The 21,731-nt window shown below is 62.7% G+C and carries 19 protein-coding genes and 4 tRNA genes; 14 read left to right on the top strand and 9 right to left on the bottom strand.

Annotation, left to right across the window (positions count from 1 at the left end):
* Positions 1–88: 88 nt before the first annotated feature.
* The 11 genes from C41B8_RS05885 to C41B8_RS05835 all read left to right on the top strand — a co-directional run bounded on the left by C41B8_RS05885 (position 89) and on the right by C41B8_RS05835 (position 10,257).
* Positions 89–163, top strand: a tRNA-Lys gene (locus tag C41B8_RS05885).
* Positions 164–297: 134 nt separating this feature from the next.
* Positions 298–1,290 (top strand): aldo/keto reductase, encoded by a 993-nt coding sequence (locus C41B8_RS05880; RefSeq protein WP_037335340.1) that lies wholly within the window; start codon positions 298–300, stop codon positions 1,288–1,290.
* Positions 1,291–1,408: 118 nt separating this feature from the next.
* A complete protein-coding gene (gene tig / locus C41B8_RS05875) occupies positions 1,409–2,734 on the top strand; it encodes a trigger factor (RefSeq protein ID WP_037335338.1) in 1,326 nt (441 codons plus the stop codon).
* Between the two features lie 59 nt (positions 2,735–2,793).
* Complete coding sequence (gene clpP / locus C41B8_RS05870; protein WP_156962434.1) at positions 2,794–3,414, top strand: ATP-dependent Clp endopeptidase proteolytic subunit ClpP; 621 nt, start codon at positions 2,794–2,796, stop codon at positions 3,412–3,414.
* Between the two features lie 121 nt (positions 3,415–3,535).
* On the top strand, positions 3,536–4,813 hold the full coding sequence (gene clpX, locus C41B8_RS05865) for an ATP-dependent Clp protease ATP-binding subunit ClpX (RefSeq protein WP_037335332.1): 1,278 nt from the start codon (positions 3,536–3,538) through the stop codon (positions 4,811–4,813).
* Between the two features lie 112 nt (positions 4,814–4,925).
* Positions 4,926–7,313: an endopeptidase La gene (lon, locus tag C41B8_RS05860; protein ID WP_037335330.1), complete on the top strand. Its 2,388-nt coding sequence runs from the start codon at positions 4,926–4,928 to the stop codon at positions 7,311–7,313.
* A 215-nt stretch (positions 7,314–7,528) separates the two neighbouring features.
* Positions 7,529–7,801 carry an HU family DNA-binding protein gene (locus C41B8_RS05855; protein WP_037335328.1) on the top strand — a complete coding sequence of 91 codons (273 nt, stop codon included), beginning with the start codon at positions 7,529–7,531 and terminating at the stop codon, positions 7,799–7,801.
* A 40-nt stretch (positions 7,802–7,841) separates the two neighbouring features.
* A tRNA-Val gene (locus C41B8_RS05850) sits at positions 7,842–7,917 on the top strand.
* A 14-nt stretch (positions 7,918–7,931) separates the two neighbouring features.
* Positions 7,932–8,008 (top strand) — tRNA-Asp (locus tag C41B8_RS05845).
* 125 nt (positions 8,009–8,133) lie between these two features.
* Positions 8,134–8,210, top strand: a tRNA-Asp gene (locus tag C41B8_RS05840).
* A 151-nt stretch (positions 8,211–8,361) separates the two neighbouring features.
* The gene (locus C41B8_RS05835) at positions 8,362–10,257 is read left to right on the top strand and encodes a SurA N-terminal domain-containing protein (protein ID WP_037335325.1); all 1,896 of its coding nucleotides are present in this window, start codon (positions 8,362–8,364) and stop codon (positions 10,255–10,257) included.
* 122 nt (positions 10,258–10,379) lie between these two features.
* Here the strand turns inward: C41B8_RS05835 and C41B8_RS05830 are convergent, their stop codons facing one another.
* The 3 genes from C41B8_RS05830 to gloB all read right to left on the bottom strand — a co-directional run bounded on the left by C41B8_RS05830 (position 10,380) and on the right by gloB (position 13,973).
* Complete coding sequence (locus C41B8_RS05830) at positions 10,380–11,168, bottom strand: enoyl-ACP reductase FabI (RefSeq protein ID WP_037335322.1); 789 nt, start codon at positions 11,166–11,168, stop codon at positions 10,380–10,382.
* A 47-nt stretch (positions 11,169–11,215) separates the two neighbouring features.
* Complete coding sequence (locus tag C41B8_RS05825) at positions 11,216–12,904, bottom strand: LysM peptidoglycan-binding domain-containing protein (RefSeq protein WP_051883147.1); 1,689 nt, start codon at positions 12,902–12,904, stop codon at positions 11,216–11,218.
* A gap of 70 nt (positions 12,905–12,974) precedes the next feature.
* Entirely contained in the window at positions 12,975–13,973 is a 999-nt protein-coding gene (gene gloB, locus C41B8_RS05820; protein WP_198025070.1) for a hydroxyacylglutathione hydrolase, read from the bottom strand.
* A 23-nt stretch (positions 13,974–13,996) separates the two neighbouring features.
* Here gloB and C41B8_RS19440 point away from each other — a divergent pair, with 23 nt between their 5' ends.
* From C41B8_RS19440 to dnaQ, 3 genes are all read left to right on the top strand, one after another.
* Complete coding sequence (locus tag C41B8_RS19440; protein ID WP_198025069.1) at positions 13,997–14,530, top strand: methyltransferase domain-containing protein; 534 nt, start codon at positions 13,997–13,999, stop codon at positions 14,528–14,530.
* The gene (gene rnhA / locus C41B8_RS05810) at positions 14,527–14,967 is read left to right on the top strand and encodes a ribonuclease HI (protein ID WP_037335318.1); all 441 of its coding nucleotides are present in this window, start codon (positions 14,527–14,529) and stop codon (positions 14,965–14,967) included. The genes C41B8_RS19440 and rnhA overlap by 4 nt, the downstream gene beginning before the upstream one ends.
* Before the next feature lie 89 nt (positions 14,968–15,056).
* Positions 15,057–15,776: a DNA polymerase III subunit epsilon gene (gene dnaQ / locus C41B8_RS05805; protein WP_037335315.1), complete on the top strand. Its 720-nt coding sequence runs from the start codon at positions 15,057–15,059 to the stop codon at positions 15,774–15,776.
* Positions 15,777–15,840: 64 nt separating this feature from the next.
* On the opposite strand, the gene C41B8_RS05800 is transcribed toward dnaQ, so the two are convergent.
* The 6 genes from C41B8_RS05800 to C41B8_RS05775 are packed head-to-tail and all read right to left on the bottom strand — an operon-like array spanning position 15,841 to position 21,729.
* On the bottom strand, positions 15,841–17,544 hold the full coding sequence (locus C41B8_RS05800; protein ID WP_037335313.1) for a Na(+)/H(+) antiporter subunit D: 1,704 nt from the start codon (positions 17,542–17,544) through the stop codon (positions 15,841–15,843).
* Positions 17,537–17,848, bottom strand: coding sequence for a hypothetical protein (locus C41B8_RS05795; protein WP_051883145.1), 312 nt, complete (start codon positions 17,846–17,848; stop codon positions 17,537–17,539). Before C41B8_RS05795 ends, C41B8_RS05800 begins: the two co-directional genes overlap by 8 nt.
* Positions 17,845–19,311, bottom strand: coding sequence for a monovalent cation/H+ antiporter subunit D family protein (locus C41B8_RS05790; RefSeq protein WP_037335311.1), 1,467 nt, complete (start codon positions 19,309–19,311; stop codon positions 17,845–17,847). The genes C41B8_RS05795 and C41B8_RS05790 overlap by 4 nt, the downstream gene beginning before the upstream one ends.
* Positions 19,308–20,804, bottom strand: coding sequence for a monovalent cation/H+ antiporter subunit D family protein (locus C41B8_RS05785; RefSeq protein WP_037335309.1), 1,497 nt, complete (start codon positions 20,802–20,804; stop codon positions 19,308–19,310). The genes C41B8_RS05790 and C41B8_RS05785 overlap by 4 nt, the downstream gene beginning before the upstream one ends.
* Positions 20,801–21,298, bottom strand: a complete 498-nt coding sequence (locus C41B8_RS05780) for a cation:proton antiporter subunit C (protein WP_037335306.1) — start codon at positions 21,296–21,298, stop codon at positions 20,801–20,803. Before C41B8_RS05780 ends, C41B8_RS05785 begins: the two co-directional genes overlap by 4 nt.
* A complete protein-coding gene (locus C41B8_RS05775; protein ID WP_037335303.1) occupies positions 21,295–21,729 on the bottom strand; it encodes a Na(+)/H(+) antiporter subunit B in 435 nt (144 codons plus the stop codon). The genes C41B8_RS05780 and C41B8_RS05775 overlap by 4 nt, the downstream gene beginning before the upstream one ends.
* Positions 21,730–21,731 lie beyond the last annotated feature (2 nt).

Raw genomic sequence — 21,731 nt, 5'->3', positions numbered from 1 at the left:
TCCAAACAGAATAAATTCTGTTTTGTATCAAGGGCTTAGGCGTGTGTGGCTGGGTTCCCATCGTCCACCCCACTGTCTGACGATATTCGGGCCGTTAGCTCAATGGTAGAGCAGTTGACTCTTAATCAATTGGTTGTAAGTTCGAGTCTTACACGGCCCACCATTTATTGAAAAAACGCCGGCGAGCTTGTCTTGCCGGCGTTTTTTTATGGGTCGGCTACGCTCGAATCACGGCCGGCTTGAATGCGCTGCAGCCGATCCCATCTCTTCAAGGTTCAAGAGATGAGGAGATGAGTTTTGGAAACACGGGATCTCAATGGCAACGGCTTGTCCTCGTCGCGGATCGGCCTCGGCACGTGGGCGATCGGCGGCTGGATGTGGGGCGGCACTGACGAAGCCGAATCCATCCGTACCATCCAGGGCGCCCCGGACAAGGGCGTGACGCTGATCGATACGGCGCCGGTCTACGGTTTCGGTCGTTCCGAAGAAATCGTCGGCAAGGCGATCGACGAAGGCAATATGCGCGACCAAGTGGTGCTGGCCACGAAGTGCGCGCTCGAATGGGACGACAATGGCGGCGTGCGCCGCAATGCCACCAAGCAGCGTATCCTGAAGGAAGTGGACGATTCGCTGCGTCGCCTGCGGACCGACGTCATCGACGTATTGCAGGTGCATTGGCCGGATCCGCTGGTGGACCCGCGTGAAACCGCGGAAGCCATGGCCGAGGTCAAGGCGGCCGGCAAGATCCGTGCGATCGGCGTATCCAATTTTTCGCCGGAGCAGATGGACGCGTTCTCGGAGGTCGCGCCGATCGACGTCGCGCAGAACCCTTATAACCTGTTCGAGCGTCAGATCGACGAAGATGTCCTGCCGTGGGCGCGTGAACACGATACGCGCCTATTGGCCTATGGCGCGCTGTGCCGTGGCCTGCTCTCCGGGCGCATGCACGCGGACCGCGAGTTCCCCGGCGATGACTTGCGCAACAACGATCCGAAGTTCCAGCAGCCGCGCTTCGACCAGTACCTGGCGGCCGTGAACGCGCTCGATCAGTTCGCGCAGGAACACTACAACAAACGCGTGCTGGACCTGGCGATCCGCTGGCTGCTCGATCAGTACGATCACGCGTTTGCCCTGTGGGGTGCGCGGACGCCGGATCAGCTGGACGCGGTCGCCAACGTGCCGGGTTGGCATCTGGATGAAGACGCGCGTCGTGAAATCGGGCGGATCGTCGATACGCACGTCACCGACCCGGTCGGTCCCGAGTTCATGGCGCCGCCGGCGCGCGACTAGGGAAAATCGGCCAGCCCGGATTTTGCCGGGTTGCTATACTGGTCGGTCAACCGGGCGGCGGGCACTGTCCCGCCGTCCGTGTCACCATGCTTTATACAGAATCGATTCGAGGTAGTTGATGGACGTCTCCGTAGAAAATCCCGGTGGCCTGAAACGGCGTCTGAAGGTCCAGATCCCGGCCGACCGCGTGAATACCGCGGTGGATGAGAAGGTCAAGCGGGTGGGCCAGCATGCGCGCATCCCGGGGTTTCGTCCGGGCAAGGCGCCCACCAAGGTGCTGTATCAACGCTATGGCGCGCAGGCGCGTCAGGAAGCGGTCAGCGAATTGATCCAGAGCACGTATCCGGAAGCGGTCGAGAAGTCGGAGCTGAATCCGGCCGGCCAACCGGAGATCGAGCTCGACGCCTTCGAGGAAAACGGCCCGCTGTCGTTTACGGCCAACATCGAAGTCTATCCCGAGATCGAGCTCAAGGGCCTCGACGCGATCACCGTCGAGAAGCCGGTCACTGAAGTCACCGACGCCGACATCGACAAGACGCTCGAGCGCATTCAGGACCAGAACAAGAGCTGGGAAGAAGTCGAGCGCGAATCCGCGGACGGCGATCAGGTTGTGGTGGATTACGTGGGTCGCATCGACGGCGAAGCCTTCGAGGGCGGCACCGGCAACGATATCGAGATCACCCTCGGCGAGCAGCAGTTCCTGCCGGACATGGAACGGGCCATGGTGGGTCGCAAGGCGGGCGAAGAGTTCCAGGTCGACGTGGCCTTCCCCGAGGACTACGGCGCCGAGGATCTGGCCGGCAAGACCGCGACGTTCGACGTGACCGTCAAGGCCGTCAAGGAAGCCAAGCCTGCCGAAATCGACGAAGAGTTCATCAAGCAGATGGGCGTCGAGGAAGGCACCATGGAAGCGCTGCGCGACAAGATTCGCGAATCGCTGGAGCATGAGGTCAAGCACGCCATCGATACCAGCGTGAAGACCCAGACCATGGACGCGCTGCACGAGGCCAACCCGATTGAAGTGCCCGAGTCGATGGTGGCCCAGGAAATCGATCGTATGCGCAAGGAAGCGATGCAGCGCATGCCGCAGCAGATGCAGGGCGACGAAGAGCAGGCCAAGCAGCTGCTGCCTGACGATGCGCTGCGCGAGCAGGCGACCAAGCGTGTGGCGCTCGGCCTGTTGATCGCGGAAGTGATTTCCGAGAAAGGCCTTGAGCTGGACCAGGACAAGGTCGCCGAGAAGATGGACGAGATCGCCGCCGGTTATGGAGATCAGGCCGAGGCGGTGAAGAACTACTACCAGCAGAACCCGCAGCTCATGCAGGGTCTGCAGGCGATGGTCATGGAGCAGCAGGTGGTCGACGATCTGCTGGCCAATGCCACCATCACCGAAAAGGACACGGAGCTCGACGAGCTTCTGAATGCCAATCGGCAGCAGGGCTGATCTTCAGACCCTGCCTGCCAACGCAAGGAAAGCGAATCGTTATGGCAGCACATGACAGCATGCAGACTCAGAACCTGGGTCTGATTCCGATGGTCATCGAACAGACCGCTCGTGGCGAGCGTTCGTTCGACATCTACTCGCGCCTGCTCAAGGAGCGGGTCATCTTCGCCGTCGGTCCGGTCGACGATCACATGGCCAACCTGATCGTCGCGCAGCTGCTGTTCCTCGAGTCCGACAACCCGGACAAGGATATCCAGCTGTACATCAACTCGCCGGGCGGTGCGGTGACCGCGGGTCTGTCGATCTACGACACGATGCAGTTCATCAAGCCGGATGTGGCGACGATGTGCCTGGGGCAGGCCGCCAGCATGGGCGCTGTCCTGCTGGCCGCGGGCGCCAAGGGCAAGCGTTATTCGTTGCCGCATTCGCGCGTAATGATCCATCAGCCCTCCGGTGGTTTCCAGGGCCAGCAAACGGATATCGAAATCCATGCCCGGGAAATCCTGCAGGCCCGCGAACGGTTGAATCAGATTCTGGCCGATCATTCCGGGCAGCCGCTCGAGAAGATTCAGCGCGACACCGAGCGTGATTTCTTCATGAGCGCGAACGAGGCGGTGGAATACGGCGTCATCGATGACGTATTGACCTCCCGGGCCGCCTTGTCGAACAAGTCGGACTAGGGTATCCACGTCCACGCCCGGCCGCCGTGCTCGCGCGCGGTGGCCGGCTACGTGACAAACATTTGTCGGTTATGTCATACGTAAGGCATATCGACAGGCCACCTCAACGAGGTCACGACCCATGGCAGACAACGGCAACAACGAAAGCGGCGCCAAGGAGAACTCCGGCCGGACGCTGCATTGCTCGTTCTGCGGAAAGAGCGAACATGAAGTTCGCAAGCTCATTGCCGGACCGTCCGTATTCATCTGTGATGAATGCGTCGATCTGTGCAACGACATCATGCGCGAGGAGCTGGCGAGCAAGCCGGCCAAGAAAGGCCTGCCGAGTCCTCAGGAAATCCGGCGCGTGCTGGACGACTATGTCATCGGCCAGGAGTCGGCGAAGAAAATTCTGGCGGTGGCGGTCTACAACCACTACAAGCGCCTGAACGCCGAAGCGGCCGACGACGAGGTCGAGCTGCAGAAATCGAACATCCTCATGATCGGCCCGACTGGCTGCGGCAAAACGCTGCTGGCCGAGACGCTGGCGCGGCTGCTGGATGTGCCGTTCGCGATTGCCGATGCCACCACGCTTACCGAAGCGGGCTACGTCGGCGAAGATGTCGAGAACATCATCCAGAAGTTGCTGCAGAAGTGTGACTACGATGTCGACAAGGCCCAGCGCGGCATCGTCTACATCGACGAGATCGACAAGATCTCGCGCAAGTCGGAAAACCCGTCGATCACCCGTGACGTGTCGGGCGAGGGTGTGCAGCAGGCTCTGCTCAAGCTGATCGAGGGCACGACGGCCTCGATCCCGCCACAGGGCGGCCGCAAACATCCGCAGCAGGAATTCCTGCAGGTGGATACCTCGGGCATTCTGTTCATCTGCGGCGGCGCATTCGCCGGCCTGGATCAGACGATCCAGCAGCGCGAAGGGCGTTCGGGCATCGGCTTCTCGGCGGAGGTCAAGGGTGCGTCCGACAAGCGCAGCCTGGGCGCGATGCTCAAGACCGTGGAACCCGAGGATTTGGTCAAGTACGGCCTGATCCCGGAATTCGTGGGCCGTCTGCCGGTGGTGGCGACGCTGGAAGAGCTCGACGAGGCCGCCCTCATCTCGATCCTGCGCGAGCCGAAGAACGCGCTCACCAAGCAGTATGCCAAGCTGTTCGAGATGGAGAACTGCGAGCTTGAATTGCGCGACGATGCCTTGAAGGCGATCGCGCATCGGGCGATGGAGCGCAAGACCGGCGCCCGTGGTCTGCGAACCATCCTCGAGTCGATCCTGCTCGACGTCATGTACGAGCTGCCGGCGATGGAAAATGTCTCGAAGGTTGTCGTGGACGAAGCCGTGGTCAAGGGCGATGCCCAGCCGTATATCGTTTACGAAAACGCCGAGGCGGAACGCGCCGGTGCCTGAGGTGTGATTACAAGCCCCGCATGATTGAAAACCTGCGGGGCGGCCACACCATCAGTGCAAATCCACAGTGGCCGGCATTTTCGCCGGCCACTTTATATCAGCGAGGGCCCGCATGGCTGACAATGCCTTGGTACCCGTTCTCCCCCTGCGCGACGTGGTCGTGTTCCCGCATATGGCGATTCCGCTGTTCGTGGGTCGGGAGAAGTCCATTACTGCGCTCGAAGCAGCCATGGCTGAGGACAAGAAGATTCTGCTTGTCGCCCAGAAGGCTGCCGACATCGACGATCCGGGCGCGGACGATATCTACGAGGTCGGCACGCTCGCCTCGATCCTGCAATTGCTGAAGCTGCCCGACGGCACGGTCAAGGTGTTGGTCGAAGGCGGCAATCGCGCCCGACTGTCCGATCTGCACGAGGCCGACGGTACGCTCGTCGCGAACCACGAGGCGATCGACGACAGCGAAGAAGAGTCGGCCGAGATGGACGCGCTCATGCGCTCCGCTGTTTCGACGTTCGAGTCCTACACCAAGCTCAACAAGAAGGTGCCGGCCGAGCTGTTGCCGTCGTTGTCGAGCATGGATTCGGCTGGACGCCTGGCCGATACCATCGCTGCACACCTCAACCTGAAGCTCGACGAGCGCCAGGATGTGCTGGAAATCGCCGACCCGCAGCAGCGGCTCGAGCATGTCGTCGCCAAGACCGATGCCGAGATCGAAGTCCTGCAGATCGAGAAGAAGATCCGCGGTCGCGTTAAGCAGCAGATGGAGAAGTCGCAGCGCGAGTACTATCTGAATGAGCAGATGAAGGCCATTCAGAAAGAACTCGGCGAGATCGACGAGGCGCCCAACGATCTGGACGAGCTGGAAGACAAGATCGAAAAGGCCGGCTTCCCGAAGGAAGTCAAGAAGAAGGTCACCAACGAGTTCAACAAGCTCAAGAGCATGTCGCCGATGTCGGCCGAGGCGACGGTGGTGCGCAACTATCTCGACTGGATGGTCGACATCCCATGGAAGAAGCGCTCCAAGACCAAGATCGATCTGGCGAAGGCACAGGAAACCCTGGATACCGACCATTACGGTCTGGAGCGTATCAAGGAACGCATCATCGAAAACCTGGCCGTTCAAAGCCGGGTGAAGAAGATCAAGGGCCCGATCCTGTGCCTCGTGGGCCCGCCCGGTGTCGGCAAAACCTCGCTCGGGCGTTCTATCGCCAAGGCCACGAATCGCGAGTTCGTGCGCATGAGTCTGGGCGGGGTGCGCGACGAGGCCGAAATCCGCGGCCATCGGCGCACCTACATCGGCAGTCTGCCCGGCAAGATCATCCAGAACATGGCCAAGGTAGGCGTGCGTAATCCGTTGTTCCTGCTCGACGAAGTCGACAAGATGGCGATGGATTTCCGCGGCGACCCCGCTTCGGCGCTGCTGGAAGTGCTCGACCCGGAACAGAACAACACCTTCGGCGACCACTATCTGGAAGTCGACTACGACCTGTCGCAGGTCATGTTCGTGTGCACGGCCAACACCATGAACATTCCGGCGCCGCTGCTGGATCGCATGGAAGTGATCCGTCTGTCCGGCTATACCGAGGACGAGAAGGTCAACATCGCCGAGCGCTATCTGCTGCCCAAGGCGATGAAGGAAAACGGCCTTGAGCAGAACGAACTGTCGGTCTCGGATAACGCGATTACCGATGTGATCCGGCGCTACACCCGCGAGGCCGGTGTGCGTAACCTCGAGCGCGATATCAGCAAGATCTGCCGCAAGGTGGTCAAGGAGCTGATCAGCGACAAAGGACGCGATCATGTGCAGGTTTCCAAGCGGAACCTGGACAAGTATCTCGGCGTGCCCAAATTCCGCTACGGCCGGGCCGAGGAGCACGACAGCGTCGGTCAGGTCACCGGGCTGGCCTGGACCGAGGTCGGTGGCGAACTACTGACGATCGAGGCGGCCTCGGTGCCCGGCAAGGGCAAGGCGACGCATACGGGGTCGCTCGGCGATGTGATGCAGGAATCGATCCAGGCAGCGCTTACGGTGATCCGATCGCGCGCGGCGAACCTTGGAATCGAGCGCGATTTCATGCAGAAAGCGGATCTTCATGTGCATGTCCCCGAGGGGGCCACACCGAAAGACGGCCCCTCTGCAGGCATCGGAATGTGTACCGCGATGATCTCGGCTCTGGCCCAGATTCCGGTACGCGCGGACGTTGCCATGACCGGTGAGATCACCCTGCGGGGCGATGTGCTACCGATCGGCGGGCTGAAGGAGAAGCTGTTGGCCGCGCATCGTGGTGGGATCAAGATCGTGGTCATTCCGCACGAAAACACGAAGGATCTCGCCGAGATCCCTGCGAACATCAAGAACCGTCTCGACATCCGACCGGTGCGTACGATCGACGAAGTACTCGAAATCGCGCTGACGCGTCAGCCTCAGCCGCTGCCGGCCGAAGAGGCCCCGGCCGAGGGTCAGCGCAAGTCGGATGCGGGCGAAGTGCGACCGCATTGAGCCACGGTTCGTGCTTAAGTCCCCGATTCTGGCGCTAAGCCTTTATTGACGCTGGAATCGGGGCCTTGGTATAAAGCCCGCTTGCGGTCGGGCAACGCTGCGAGAGCGGATAGGCCCGAAGCACTTGCAGTGAACGCGCGGCTAGGCCAGCGTGAACGGCGGGTTCGATACACGGACCGGTCGAAACTCTCTCACTCCTCAGGGGATGCTTAGTTATGAACAAAACTGAACTCGTCGATGCCGTCGCCGCGGACGCGGATCTTTCCAAAGCCGACGCTTCGCGCGCCGTCGACGCCATGATCGACTCGGTCACCGATGCCCTGAAGAAGGGCGACAAGGTCTCGCTGGTGGGCTTTGGTGTGTTTTCGGTGCGCGAGCGCGCTGCTCGCCAGGGCCGTAACCCCAAGACCGGTCAGTCGATCCAGATTCCGGCCGGAAAAACTCCTGGCTTCAAGGCTGGTAAAGCGCTGAAAGACGCTGTAAACTAGCGAGCCTTCGCAGGGCAGGACACATGTTCTGCACTCCTGCGGGTGCTTAGCTCAGTTGGTAGAGCGTCGCCCTTACAAGGCGAATGTCGGCGGTTCGAATCCGTCAGCACCCACCAGATAAAGAGTTAACGGAGCGGTAGTTCAGCTGGTTAGAATGCCGGCCTGTCACGCCGGAGGTCGCGGGTTCGAGTCCCGTCCGCTCCGCCACGGTCTAGCAATCGGCAATATGTCGATGGGCCGACGAAAAGAAGTGCTCGAATACGGGCACTTCTTTTTTTAAGAATTCGATGATGTCGTCCACGGGCGCTGCCCGCGCGGCGGCCGACGTTAATGGAGCGGTAGTTCAGCTGGTTAGAATGCCGGCCTGTCACGCCGGAGGTCGCGGGTTCGAGTCCCGTCCGCTCCGCCAGTCTGTCTCTTGGCACTGCCGAGCAGACCTGCTGAAGGCGCTCTCTCATGAGCGCCTTTTTTTTGCCTGGCACGCCCACCGCGCAATAGGCACAATGCCGGGATTGCCGGCGAAGCCGGTTATCGTATCTGTAAGACGAGCCGAATCACATATGCTGCAGAAGATCCGAGATGGGGCCAGCGGTCCGCTGGCGTATATTGTCGTTGCCGTGATCGCGGTGGTGTTCGGGGTCTGGGGCATCGGGTCCTATTTCACTCCCTCGTCGGATCCGGTGGTGGCCAGCGCCGGCGGTACCAACATCACCCACTCGGAGTTGCAGCAGGCGTTTAATCAACGCTATCAGCGCCTGCGCCAGATGATGGGCGACCATTTCGATTCCAGCATGTTTCCGCAGGACGAGATCCGTAAGAACGTGCTCGACAATCTGATCGATCAGGCTGTCATGACGCAGTACGCCCAGGATCAGGGATACCGGGTCACCGATGCCAATCTACTGGCCGAGATTCGAAGCAATCCTCAGTTCCAGGACAACGGCAAGTTCTCGCCGCAGCGCTATAAAGCGCTGCTGAGGCAGGCTGGCATCGAGCCGTCACAGTACGAAGCACGGCTACGACAGGGCATGCTGGGAGATCAGGTGCGGCAGGTGGTGGTCGGCAGCGCATTTGCCGCGCCGCCAGAAGTCGATGTGGCGTATCGGCGCGCGCATGAGCAGCGCAAGGTCGACGTCCTGACCTTCGATTCGTCGGCCTATGCGGATCAGGTCAAGATCGATGATGCGGCCATCAAGACCTATTACGACAAGCATCCGAAGCAATTCATGCGGGCGCCGCGGGTGAAGCTGGCCTACGTGTCGCTCGACGCGGATCAGTTGTCGCCCAAGGCGCCGGATCAGGCAACGCTCAAGCAGCTGTACAAGGCGCACAAGAACGAGTTCGGTACGCCGGCCAAGCGCAGTGCCGACGAAGTCCGGATTCCGATCGGTCAGGACGATGCGAAGGCGCGCCAGGCGGTGCAGAAGGCGGTCGCGGCCGCCAAGCAGGGACAGTCGCTCAAGCAGGTCGCGTCCTCGATCGATGGCGCCCAGTTCCGGCAGATCGACAGCCAGCCGCAATCGGCGTTGCCTGATGCCGTCGGCTCGGCCTTGTTCGGTCTGAAGCAGGGCGCGTTGTCCACGCCGGTGCGCGGCGACAAGGCCTGGTACGTGTTGCGCACGACCGCGATCACGCCAGCCAAGACGCCGGCGTTCGACGACCCGGTGGTTCAGGCGCGCCTGAAGGCCATGGCGACGCAGCAGGAGCGCGCCAAGGCCTTCCGTCAGAAGTCGGACAAGCTGGACGATCTGGCCTACCAGGCGCCGAACGGTCTCAAGACCATTTCGGACAAGCTCGGCCTGAAGATTCAGCATACAGGCTGGATTAGCCAGAACGGCGGCGGATCGGGGCTTGGCCAGTATTCGGCCGTGCGTAAGGCGGCTTTCTCCGACGCGGTTCTCAAGGACCAGCTCAACAGCAAAGTGCTGGATCTGGGGAATCAGCGCCACGTGGTGCTGCGCGTCACCGATCATCAAAAGGCGCAGCGCAAGCCGCTGGCCGAGGTGCGCGACACGATTCGTAGCCGTCTTATCGCCCGGGAATCGCAGCAGCGTGCCAAGAAGGCCGCGCAGCAGGCGATGGCGAAGGCGCGGCAGGGCCAGTCGCTCGAGCAGATCGCGCAGGCCGGCAAAGGGGCCAAGCTGACCCAGGCAGGTTTCGTCGGCCGTGACGACAGCAAGCTCGATCCGAACGCGCTCGGTGCCGCTTTCGATATGCCGATGGCACAGAAGAAATCCGCACCGACTCAGTATCGGGTGGTGTCCACCGATAACGGCCAAGCCGCGCTTGTCGCAGTCTTGGGGAGTCGGGTTCAAAGCGGTGGTGGCCAAGGGCCGAAGCGCGCCCAGATTGCCCAGCAGCAGAGCGGTTATAACGCCAGCCTCGAGTACAGTGCGCTCGACCGTTATCTGCGCAAGCAGGCCGACGTCAAAATCCACAAGAGCGCGATGAACTGATCGGCCCCGGCGTCGGGAACGACGCAGCGGCCGGGAGCGAAGGCCGCTGTGGTTTGAACTAAAAAAAGCCGGCCCGCATAGCGGGCCGGCTTTTTTATGCCGCCGTTTCGTGGGCCGGGTCGTTATTCTTCTTCGAGACGACTCATGCCCATGACGCGATACCCGCCGTCGACGTAGATCACTTCGCCGGTGATACCCGAAGCGAGGTCGGAGCCGAGGAAGGCGGCGGCGTTGCCGATTTCTTCCTGGGTGACATTGCGCTTCAACGCAGCGCTGTCGCGCGCATAGTTCAGCATCTTGCGGAAACCGCTGATGCCGGAGGCTGCCAGCGTTTTGATCGGGCCCGCCGAGATTGCGTTCACGCGGATACCGCGCGGACCGAGATCGGCCGCAATGAACCGCATGTTGGACTCGAGACTCGCCTTGGCAGGGCCCATCACGTTGTAACCCGGCATGACGCGCTCGCTGCCGAGATAGGTGAGGGTAATCAGCGAGGCCTTGTCCGAGAGCATCGGCCGAGCCGCCTTGGCTAACGCGGCGAAGCTATAAGCGCTGATATCGTGGGCGATACGCGAGGCATCGCGCGAGATACTGTCGAGATAGCCGCCGGACAACGCCTCTCGCGGCGCGAAACCGATGGCATGGACCAGAATATCGAGCGAATCCCAATGTTCGCCGAGCTGGCTGAACAGCGCGTCGATCTGGGCGTCCTCGGCCACGTCGAGCGGCAGCACCGCGACCGCGCCAAGCGCCTCGCCCATCTTTTCGACACGTGGCTTGAGCTTGTCGCCCTGATAGGTGAGCACGAGCTCCGCCCCTTGTTCGCGCATGGCATTGGCAATGCCATAGGCGATCGATCGTTCGCTGGCCAAGCCTGTGATCAAGGCTTTTTTGCCGTCAAGAAACCCCATGCCTTCTCCTGGATTCGTGTTGTAGCGCTATCGTACCGGGCGCGGTATCAACCTGATACCTCGGGCTGTAGCCGCAGCCGTTCGCCGGGCTGTAGTGTGGCCCCGGAACTCATGTCGTTGAGACTACGCAGCGTATTGACCTGCATCGAGAATCGGTTCGCGATCGACCAGAGCGAGTCGCCCGGTTCGACTTCGTAGAAACTCGGCAGCGGTGCCGGACCGTCGACTGCGATGGTCGAACCCGGCTGCAGCGGCGTGCCCTTGTCCATGCGGTTCCAGCGGCGAAGCTGCTTGACCGTGACGTCGTTGTTCTTGGCGATCGACCAGAGCGAGTCGCCGGCGTGGACCACCACGGTGCTTGGGGCCGGCGGCTTCGCCGAGCCGGGAATCTCGATCTTCTGGCCCGGGCGCAGCGTATTGACCGACGACCCGTTGGCGCTTTTCAGGCTGGCTACGCTCACGCTATAGCGGTGTGCGATATGCCACAGCGTATCGCCGGATTGCACCACGTAGGTCTGAGTCGGCTCGGACGGCGGTGCGGACTCATGCGAACCGGGCCGCGGTACCGTCAGGGATTGTCCAATGCGGATTCGGTTGCCGTGCAGATTGTTCGCCTGACGCAGCGACGCCACGCTGACGCCGTAGCTGTGCGCCAGTCGGCTCAGCGAGTCGCCGCGACGCACGATATGCGTCCGGCGATCGATCAGATGACTCGGGTCGATCCTGGCCAGCTTGCTCCGGAAAGCCGACGCCTTGGCCGCCGGGACCAGCAATTCATCATGGCCGCCGGGCTCGCTCGCCCAGCGCCGCATGCCCGGGTTGAGTTTGCGCAGGCGCGTCTCGGAAATGCCGAGCATGTGAGCGGCCACTTTCATGGACGTCTGGCCGGGCAGCTTCACGACGCGGGTGCGTGGCGCGTTGGCCAGCTTCGGCCAGTTCACGCCGAAGCGCGCCGGCGTCATCATGATACGGCGCAACGCTAGCAGCTGCGGTACATACTGCGTGGTCTCGTCGGGCAGATCGAGATCCCAGTAATCGGTGGGTTGGTCGTTGGCGCGTGCCTTGGCGATGGCATTGTCGACGCGACCGGGGCCCGCATTGTAGGCCGCCAGCGCGAGCAGCCAGTTGCCGTCGTAGCGCTGATGGAGCGTCTGCAGATAGTTGAGCGCCGCATCGGTGGAGGCGATCGGGTCATCGCGGCCGTCGTACCACCAGTCGCGCGGCAAGCTCATATGATCGGCCGTGCCCGGCATGAACTGCCACAGGCCGCTCGCGCCCATATACGATTTGGCCGAGGGGTTGTAACCGCTCTCCACAATCGGCAGCAGGGCGATCTCGGTCGGCATGTTGCGTTTTTCGACCTGATGCACGACATGCCATAGGAAAGGCTTGGCACGCTGCAGCGACAGGCTCAGATGGTTCGTATGCGTCGCATAAAACTGCGTCCACACACGAACCGAGCGACGTTCGTCGTTGGGGGCCAGCTTGAACCCGGAGCGGATCTTGGACCACAGGTCCTGGCTCGGGGCGGGCCATTTGTGCGGCACATAGTTCGTGCGCGCGGCCGGTGCTTCGTAGCTGGTTTGGTCGGTATCACCGTTGGCAGCCGCCTGGCGCAGGGCCTTGGAGGCCGCAGCCGGAACCGTGGAAGGCTCCTTGCCGGATGTCGAGTCGCCGGTCGCGGCGCTGGTATCGCCATGCGGCGCCGTCGCGCAGCCGCTGACCAGGCCGGCCACAAGCAGGCAGCCCAGAATCGGTCGAACGGTGTTCGGTCGAAAACGCGGCCCGAGCCGCGTGCAAGATTTTTCAGCTCGCATCTTTCCAGTCGCGTAAAACCCCGAAAATGTCCCCTGGATCGGTAAGTTCACGGCCGGCACGTTGGCTAGCCGTCGCTCTGACCCCCTCGTCATCCCAGCGCAGGAACGGGTTGATCAGGCGTTCCTCCGCCAGCGTGCCTGGCAGGCTCGGTTGGCCCGCTGCACGTAATCTATCGACTTCTTCGATCGCTTCTTGAATCGCCTTGCTGTCGGGTTCGACCGCTTGGGCAAAGGCGAGATTTTTTTGGGTATATTCGTGGCCGCCGTAAACGCGCGTCGCGTCCGGCAGGGCCCGCAGGCGGGCCAGCGACGTCTGCATCTGATCGTGTGTGCCCTCGAACACACGACCACAGCCGGCCCGGAAGAGGGCATCGCCGGCCAGCAAAACACCGTCGGTGACATAGGCGATATGGCCCAACGTATGCCCGGGCACGTCGAGAACCTCGAACGTTGTGCCGATGAAGTCCAACGTCAATCGATCGCCACCGGCTACGCGATGGTCGATGTGGCCGATCCGGTCGGCTTCCGTCGCCGGTCCATAGACCGGTGCGGGATGGTCGGCCAGCAGTGATTTCAAACCACCGACATGATCGCCGTGGTGATGCGTGATTAGATAAGCGCCGACTTCTAGCCCGTTTTCGGCCAGGTAAGCGGCCACGGGCGCGGCCTCGCCGGGGTCGACCACGGCCACCTGTTGGCTATCGTCGCTCGCGACGATCCAGATATAATTATCCGACAGCGCGGGTACGGCTTTGACTTCAAGCATCGCCGAATGTTGCCAACGGCCTGAGGCAAAATCAATTGTTTCGATTTGTGGCGGATGATGCGACAGCCGCGCGCGCCTGGTTCGATTCGCCCGCGGCCGAGTCCTGGCGGGAACAGGAAAACGCTTTGTTGGCCGAGGTTTCGCCGGGCCTGACTGGGTATCGTTGTATTCAGATCGGCGCGCCAGCGATCGCGCCCGAAACCTGTGATCGGGTCGGTACACTGCGGCTCTGGCGCGCTGATGTCGTGCCTGGGCCCGATGTCGATGTCTGCATCGATGGCCAGAATCTACCGTGGGCCAGCGGCAGCGTCGATGCCTTGATTCTGATGCATGCACTGGAGCTCAGCGCCGAGCCGCACGCCTTGATCCGCGAGTGCGTGCGCGTGCTCAGCCCGCGCGGGCAGCTGGTCTGCCTGGTGTTCAACCCGTTGTCGCCCTGGACGCAGACCCAGGGACTGCGCCGCGCATCCAACCGGTTCGTGCCCCGCGCGATCCCGCCACGCGCGGCACGCCTGGCGGATTGGCTGCGTCTGCTCGATTTCGAAACCACCGAGTGCTGGCGCTATGGCCCGACGTTTCCGCTGTTCGGGCGGCGCTGGCAAGGGCGCGAGGATTCGCGCTGGCTCGCGCCGTTAGCGTGGTGTGCGTCGGGCTACGCGATTACCGCGCGGCGGCGTGCGATGCGACGTATTCCGCCGTCCGGCCGGCGTCTGCTGGCGCGGCAACGCGACCGGGGTTTGGCGCCGAGTCCGGCCGCTGGGCTACCATCGCGCCCATGACGAACATCACCATCTATACCGACGGCGCCTGTCGCGGCAATCCCGGCCCCGGCGGTTGGGGCGCGCTGCTCATCTACGGCGAGCATCGTCGTGAAATGTGTGGCGGCGAAGACAAGACCACCAATAATCGGATGGAGCTGATGGCAGCGATCGAGGCGCTCAATGCGCTATCGCGCCCGTGTCGCGTCGATCTGTATACCGATTCCAACTATGTTCGCCAGGGCATCACCCAATGGATGCACAACTGGAAAAAGAACGGTTGGAAAACGGCCGCCAAGAAACCGGTCAAGAACGCCGAACTCTGGCGCGCGCTCGACGAGGCCTGCCAGCGCCACGAGATCGAATGGCATTGGGTGAAAGGCCATGCCGGCAACGAGGGCAACGAAGCCGCCGATATGCTGGCCAATCGTGGTATCGACGAGATGGCGGCCTCGTAGCCCCGTAATATCAACGGCCGCCAGCGCGCGGCTCGCGCGCCGCTGACCCTCGGCTGCGTCAGGGCGGTTTGAAACGACAGGACGAACCCATGCGACAGATCGTGCTCGATACCGAAACCACCGGCATGGACCCGCAGGCTGGGCATCGCATCATCGAGATTGGCTGCGTGGAGATGGTCAACCGTCGGCTTACCGGCAACGACCTGCATATCTATCTGCACCCGGATCGTGAGATCGACCAGGGGGCGATCGACGTGCATGGCATCACGCTCGAATTTCTGGCCGACAAGCCGCGATTCGCCGAGATCGGCGAGCGCTTGGCGACCTATCTCGCCGACGCCGAGCTGATCATCCATAACGCGCCGTTCGATCTCGCCTTCCTGAACAAGGAAATGTCGGATTTCGATCCGCAGCACCAGAAGCTGGAAGAGACCGGTTCGATCATCGACACGCTGGTCGAGGCACGACAGATGTTCCCCGGCCAGCGCAACAGTCTGGATGCCCTGTGCAAGCGCTTCGAGATCGACAACTCGAATCGTGAGCTGCACGGGGCGTTGCTCGACGCCCAGCTCCTGGCCGATGTCTATCTGCGCATGACCGGTGGCCAGATCGATATCGCGTTGGCCGCCGACGAAGATGGCGAGGGACAGCAGCTTGCCAGTGCCGGTCTGGCGACCTATCTCGACAGCGGGCGCCGTCCGCGCGTGCAACGCGCGAGCGACGATGAAACGGCGGCCCACGAGCAGTATCTCGACATGCTGGCCAAGGCCAGTGGCGATCAGTGTCTGTGGCGGACGTTGGACGGCTGAGCGGCTGTCGCCATCTCACCGGCCACCTCAGTCCGGTGTGGCGCGCGCCCAGCGCCCCCGTGCGTCAGTAATAAAGCCACAGATAAGCGGCGAGCAGCGCGGTCACCCAGAGCAGCATCACGCCCGTCGTCCAGGTGCGCGCCATCACGCCGCGCGCGCCGAAACTGGCCTCGATGCGTCGCCGGGCGCCGCCCAGCCCGATTGTGAGAACGCCGATCGCGGCATCGCGGGCGCGCATTAGTGCCCAGCGAACCGCCGAGACCGTGAACGGTAATGCCCGACGATAGATCCAGTCGCTGTCGATATTGAGCCCACGGACTTCCGGCGGATACAGCCCGCTGCGGAACAGCACGACGAACGCCAAGGCTGCAAACAGCAGTAGCTGCAGCTGATTCACGACATGCGCCGTGGTATAGGGCGAATAGGGCACATCGAACGGCAGAATCGCGTACAGCGGGGCCGGGTACACGCCGATGCCGATACACAGGGCCGCGGTGATCGCCATCGCCGCCAGCATGTTCAGCGGTGCCTCTTTTACGCGATAGCCGGCGTCGTGGGCGAAGAACGAGAAGAAGGGCACCTTGATCCCGGAATGATCGAGCACGCCGGCGGAAGCGACGAGCAGGACGCACCAGGCGATCCAGTGATGGCTGTCGGCCGCGGCGGCCAGGATCATGGATTTCGTGACGAAGCCGGAGAACAGCGGAAACGCCGAGATCGACATCGAGCCGACGATACAGAACACGGTCGTGAACGGCATGGACTTGTACAGACCGCCCAGTTCGCTGGCCTTGACCGTGCCGACGCGGTAAAGCACCGCGCCCATGCTCATGAACAGCAGTCCCTTGTACAGAATATGGGCAAAGGCATGAGCCGCGGCGCCGTTCAATGCCAGCGGGGTGCCGATGCCGATGCCGACCACCATGAAGCCGAGCTGGTTGTTCAGGCTGTAGGCCAGCACGCGGCGCAGATCGTTCTCGATCACGGCATAGAAGATCGGGAACAGCGTCATCACGGCGCCGATCGTGATCAGGAGCTCGGTGCCGGCGTAGCCGCGCGCCAGAGAATAGATCGCGAGTTTGGTGGTATAGATCGACAGCACCACGGTGCCGGTCGGGGTGGATTCCGGATACGCGTCCTGAACCCAGTTATGCAGCAGCGGGAATGCGGCTTTAATACCGAAAGCGAGAAAGATCAGCCAACCGCCGGCCACATTGAGTCCGAGATGATCGAACGCGATCGATCCGGTTTGGTGGTAATGGATGATGGTGCCGACCATCAGCAGCAGACCGGAGATCACCTGGATCACCAGATACCGCAGGCCGACGATATGCGCCCGCACGGTGCGTCGGGCCCAGATCAGGAACACCGACGAGATGGCGGTAGCTTCCCAGAAGATGAACAGCGTCACCAGATCGCCGGCCAGGACCGCACCCACGGCCGCCCCGGCATAGACCAACGATGCGACGTGTTGAACGCGATCGTCGACGTGCAGCGCATACAGCCCGGTCAGGAACGACCCGATAATGAAAATCGTGGCCCAGATCCGGGACAGCCCGTCGACGCGCAGCGTGGTCAGATCGAAGCCGAATAGCGAGACTTGGCCGTGTAGCCCGGTGGGCAGTGCCCAGAGCAGGGCGAGGGCCAGCACCGGCACCGCCAGCAGCCAGATCGCATGCACGAGCCGCGGCGTCACGGCGAGCACCAGGCCTGCTGCCATCAGCAGCAGCGCCGGACTGGCGATCGCATGTCCGAGCCATTCACTCATGCTCGTGCTCCCGGCCCATGCTTTCTTCGAGATCGGCTTCGTCCGGATCGGCTTCGCCGTAGTAGTTCTCGCTGCGCCGCAGCACCGGGCGCAGCGCCTTGGCCGAGAGCACGATGAAGCAGTAGGCGGCAAACCCGGCCAGCGGATAGAAGCCGAACCAGCCGTCGAAGCCGAAGTGCGGATGCTTGGCGTAGAAGAACTCGGAGACCAGCAGCCCGGCACAGCTCAGGCCGAGAATCGCGATCAGGGTTCGGATCACGGCCGGCCGTTCGAACAGGCCGATATCACGTGTGCGACGGCTCATGCGCCTTCTCCCAGGGCCGAACTCACGAAGTCGATGATCGGATGCGCGGCAAAGAACAGAGCGATGCAGCCGGCCGCGGTCAGACATAGTGGTACCACGCAGGCGGCCGGCGCCTCGCGGATCGCGGTGGGCACATTGTTATCGCCGCGCAGGAAGAACGCCCGCGCTGGAATATCCAGCAGATAGACGATATTGAGCAGCGACGACAAGGCAAGCACGCCCAGCAGCGCATATTCCTCGACGCCGGCCGAACCCGACATCAGATACCACTTGCTCCAGGCGCCGCCCATGGGCGGCAAGCCGATCAGCGACAGGGCGGCGATGGTGAATGCCGCGAAGGTCAGCGGCATCGCCCGCCCCATGCCGTTGAGCTGGCTGACATATTTGCGATGCGTTGCGGTGTAGATCGCCCCGGCACAGAAGAACAGCGTGATCTTGCCGAAGGCGTGGGTCACGATATGCAGCGAGCCGCTGACCGCGCCGAGCTTGGTGGCCAGCGCGCTGCCGAGCACGATGTACGACAACTGGCCGATGGTGGAGTAGGCCAGCCGTTTCTTGAGGTTGTCGCAATAGATGGCGATCACCGAGGCCAGGATGATGGTGATCGACGCCAGCCACAGAAACGGCTCGCTCGCACCGGTCTTGAAGGCGTAGTCGAGGCCGAAGATATAGACCGTGATCTTGAGCACCGAGAACACACCGGCCTTGACCACCGCCACGGCATGCAGCAGCGCCGATACCGGCGTCGGCGCGACCATCGCCGAGGGCAGCCAGCGATGCATCGGCATCACCGCGGCCTTGCCGATGCCGAACACGAACAGCGCGTACAGCGCCATTGCGCCCTTGGGCCCGAGTCCGGTGTTGGCGAGAATGCCGCCGTGGGTGAAGGTCAGCGTGCCGGCCAGCATCCAGGTGATCACGATCGCCGGCAGAAACAGGCCGATGGATGTGGTCAGCAGCACGCCGAGATAGATGCGCCCGCTGACGCGTGATTCCGCATCGCCGTGATGGGTGACCAATGGGTAGGTCACCAGCGTCATCATCTCGTAGAACAGGAACAGCGTGAGCAGGTTGCCGGCCAGCGCAATGCCGATCGCCGCCGAGATGGCCAGCGCGAAGCAGATGAAGAACCGGGTCTGATGGCCTTCCCGGTTGCCCCGCATATAGCCCGCGGCATAGAACGTCGTCAGCGGCCAGAGCGTGGCGGCGACGAGTGCGAACACCAGCCCCAGCGGCTCCAGCGTGAAGGTGAAATCCAGCCCAGGCAGAATCGAGAACAGCGTGACGCTCGGGCGTTCGCCGGCCGCGATCGGCCCGATCAGCAGGATCGCCCCGGCGAGCAGTACGAGGCCGGTGATGACGCTCACGGCTTCGCGCAGGTTCGGCCAGCGGCCGGCCGCGCCGATCGCGAGCGACATCACGCCCGGCCAGGCGACCAGCGCGATCAACCAGGCACCGCTCATGCGCCGCCCCCGATCAATGCGTGCGCCGCACGCCCGGTGGCCGTGAGTTCCGGCGAGGCATGCAGCCCGATCGCCACGTTGAGCGCAATCAGCGCCCAGGTCGCGATCTGCATCGCAAGCGGCGCTTCGCCGGCGTCGTGGTTCGACGCCTCGGCGTCGCGCGGGCGGAAATACAATGCCTCGACTACTTTGCCGACATAGATCACGGCGAGCAGCGAGGCGATGAGGACCAGCGCGGCGATCAGGTAGTGGCCGGCCGCGAGGATCGCCGACAGCAGTGCCCATTTGCTGATGAAACCCGCGGTTGCCGGGACGCCGATCAGACTGAGCCCGCCGACGACGAACGCCGCGGAGGTGAAAGGCATGGTGCGCCCCAGGCCGGCCAGATCGTTGATCGAGGTGGTCCGTGTGCGCCAGGCCATCGCCCCTACCGCCATGAACAGGGCGCCCTTGATCAGGCCGTGGTTGACGATATGCACGAGCGAGGCCGACAGGCCGGCTGTGCTGGCGAGCGCGAAGCCGGTCACGATATAGCCCATCTGCGCGACGCTCGACCAAGCCAGCAGGCGTTTGACGTCGGTCTGGAAAATCGCCGCTAGCGAGGCCGCGATCATTGCGATCGCCGACAGCCCGAGCAGGACCTGGTTGAGCGGTAGTTGCTCGAATGCATAGCTGGCGCCGAAGACCGTGAACACGAAACGGATCAGCGCATACACCGCCACCTTGGTGCTGGTCGCGGCAATGAACGCGGTCACGGACGACGGCGCGTAGGTGTAGGCATTGGGTAGCCAGATATGGGCCGGAAACAGGGCGGCCTTCAGACTCAGGCCGACCACGATAAAAGCGAGCGCGGCCTGGCAGGTGCGGGTATCGAACACGGCCGGCAGGCGCGTCGCCAGATCGGCCATGTTGAGCGTGCCGGTCATCATGTACGCCAGCCCCACGCCGATCAGCAGGAAGGTGCCGCCGACCGTGCCCATGATCAGATACTGGAACGACGACAACAGCGCCCGGCGCTTCGGCCCCATGGCGATCAACGCATACGACGACAGCGACGAGATCTCCAGGAACACGAACAGGTTGAAGGCATCGCCGGTGACCGTGATGCCGATCAGCCCTGCTAGGCAGGCCAGCATCAGCGCATACACGAGATACAGCCGCTCCGGCTCGATCTCGCGGGCCAGGCTGGCGCGGGCATAAATCGAATTGATGGCCGCCATGCCGGCCACGAGCAGCAGCACCACGGCGTTGAAACTGTCGATCACCAGCTCGATGCCGAACGGTGGCGCCCAGCCGCCGACCGCGTAATCGATCGGCCCGTGAGTTGCGACCCGCGCAAACAACGCGCACGCCATGGCGAACACCGCCCATGTGCAGGCGAGATAAAGCGCCCAGGCCGCGAACGCCCGATGGGCCAGCACGACCAGTGGCATGGTGAGCAGCGGCACCACTACCACGAGAATGGGGAATTGCGAGACGAAATGGGCGATCATCGGCGCGGGTCGTCCTCGTGCTCGGCGCCGTCATCGCCGCCGCTCGGTGCATGGGGCTCGGCGGCCTTGGCGGCTCGCGAACGTTCGTCTTCCTCGGCCTGTTCGGCGTCCTGGGTGGCGAAATCAGCGGCGAGCACGTCGTCCTCTTCAATTGAGCCGTAGGCTTCGTGGATGCGTACGATCAAGGCGAGGCCGAGTGCCGTTGTCGACACGCCGACCACGATCGCGGTGAGGATAAGCACCTGCGGCAGCGGATGGGCGTATACCGCATGGTCGCCGGCGGGACCGTCCATCAAGATCGGCGCGGTCGCGCCGCGAATCGTGCCCATGCTGATGTAGAGGATGAATACCGACGTCTGGAAGACGTTGAGCCCGATCAGTTTCTTGACCAGATTGTCGTGCGCGATGACGGTATAGAAACCGATCATCATCAACGCGATGACGACCCAGTAATTGAACAGCCCCGGTACGGTCTCGGTGAAAAAGGCCGTCATGTGTCGCGATCCTCGACGCGACCGCGCCCGGCAAAGACATAGAAGATCGCGATCATGATCGAGGCCACGGTGACGCCCACGCCAAACTCCACGATCAACAGGCCGTAGTGCTGGCCGTGAATCGGATCGTGAGCGAGCACGTCGTAGTCCAGGAAATTACCGCCGGCCAGCATGGTCGCGACCCCGGTGCCGCCGTAGATCAGCACTCCCAGCGACGCGGTGATGCGCAGGGCGGTCGGCGGGATGGCGCGGCGCGCGGCTTCGACGCCGAAGATCAGCCCGTAGAGGATGATGGCACTGGCGCCGATCACGCCGGCCTGGAACCCGCCGCCGGGGCTGTAGTCGCCGTGAAACTGCACATACAGCGCAAAGATCAGGATCGGCGGAATGATGAGCTGCGCTACCACGCGCAGCACGGTGTGCTCTCGCATGA

The organism is Salinisphaera hydrothermalis C41B8 (assembly GCF_000732535.1).
Classification (GTDB): Bacteria; Pseudomonadota; Gammaproteobacteria; order Nevskiales; family Salinisphaeraceae; genus Salinisphaera; species Salinisphaera hydrothermalis.
This window is presented reverse-complemented; position numbering and strand designations above follow the sequence as displayed.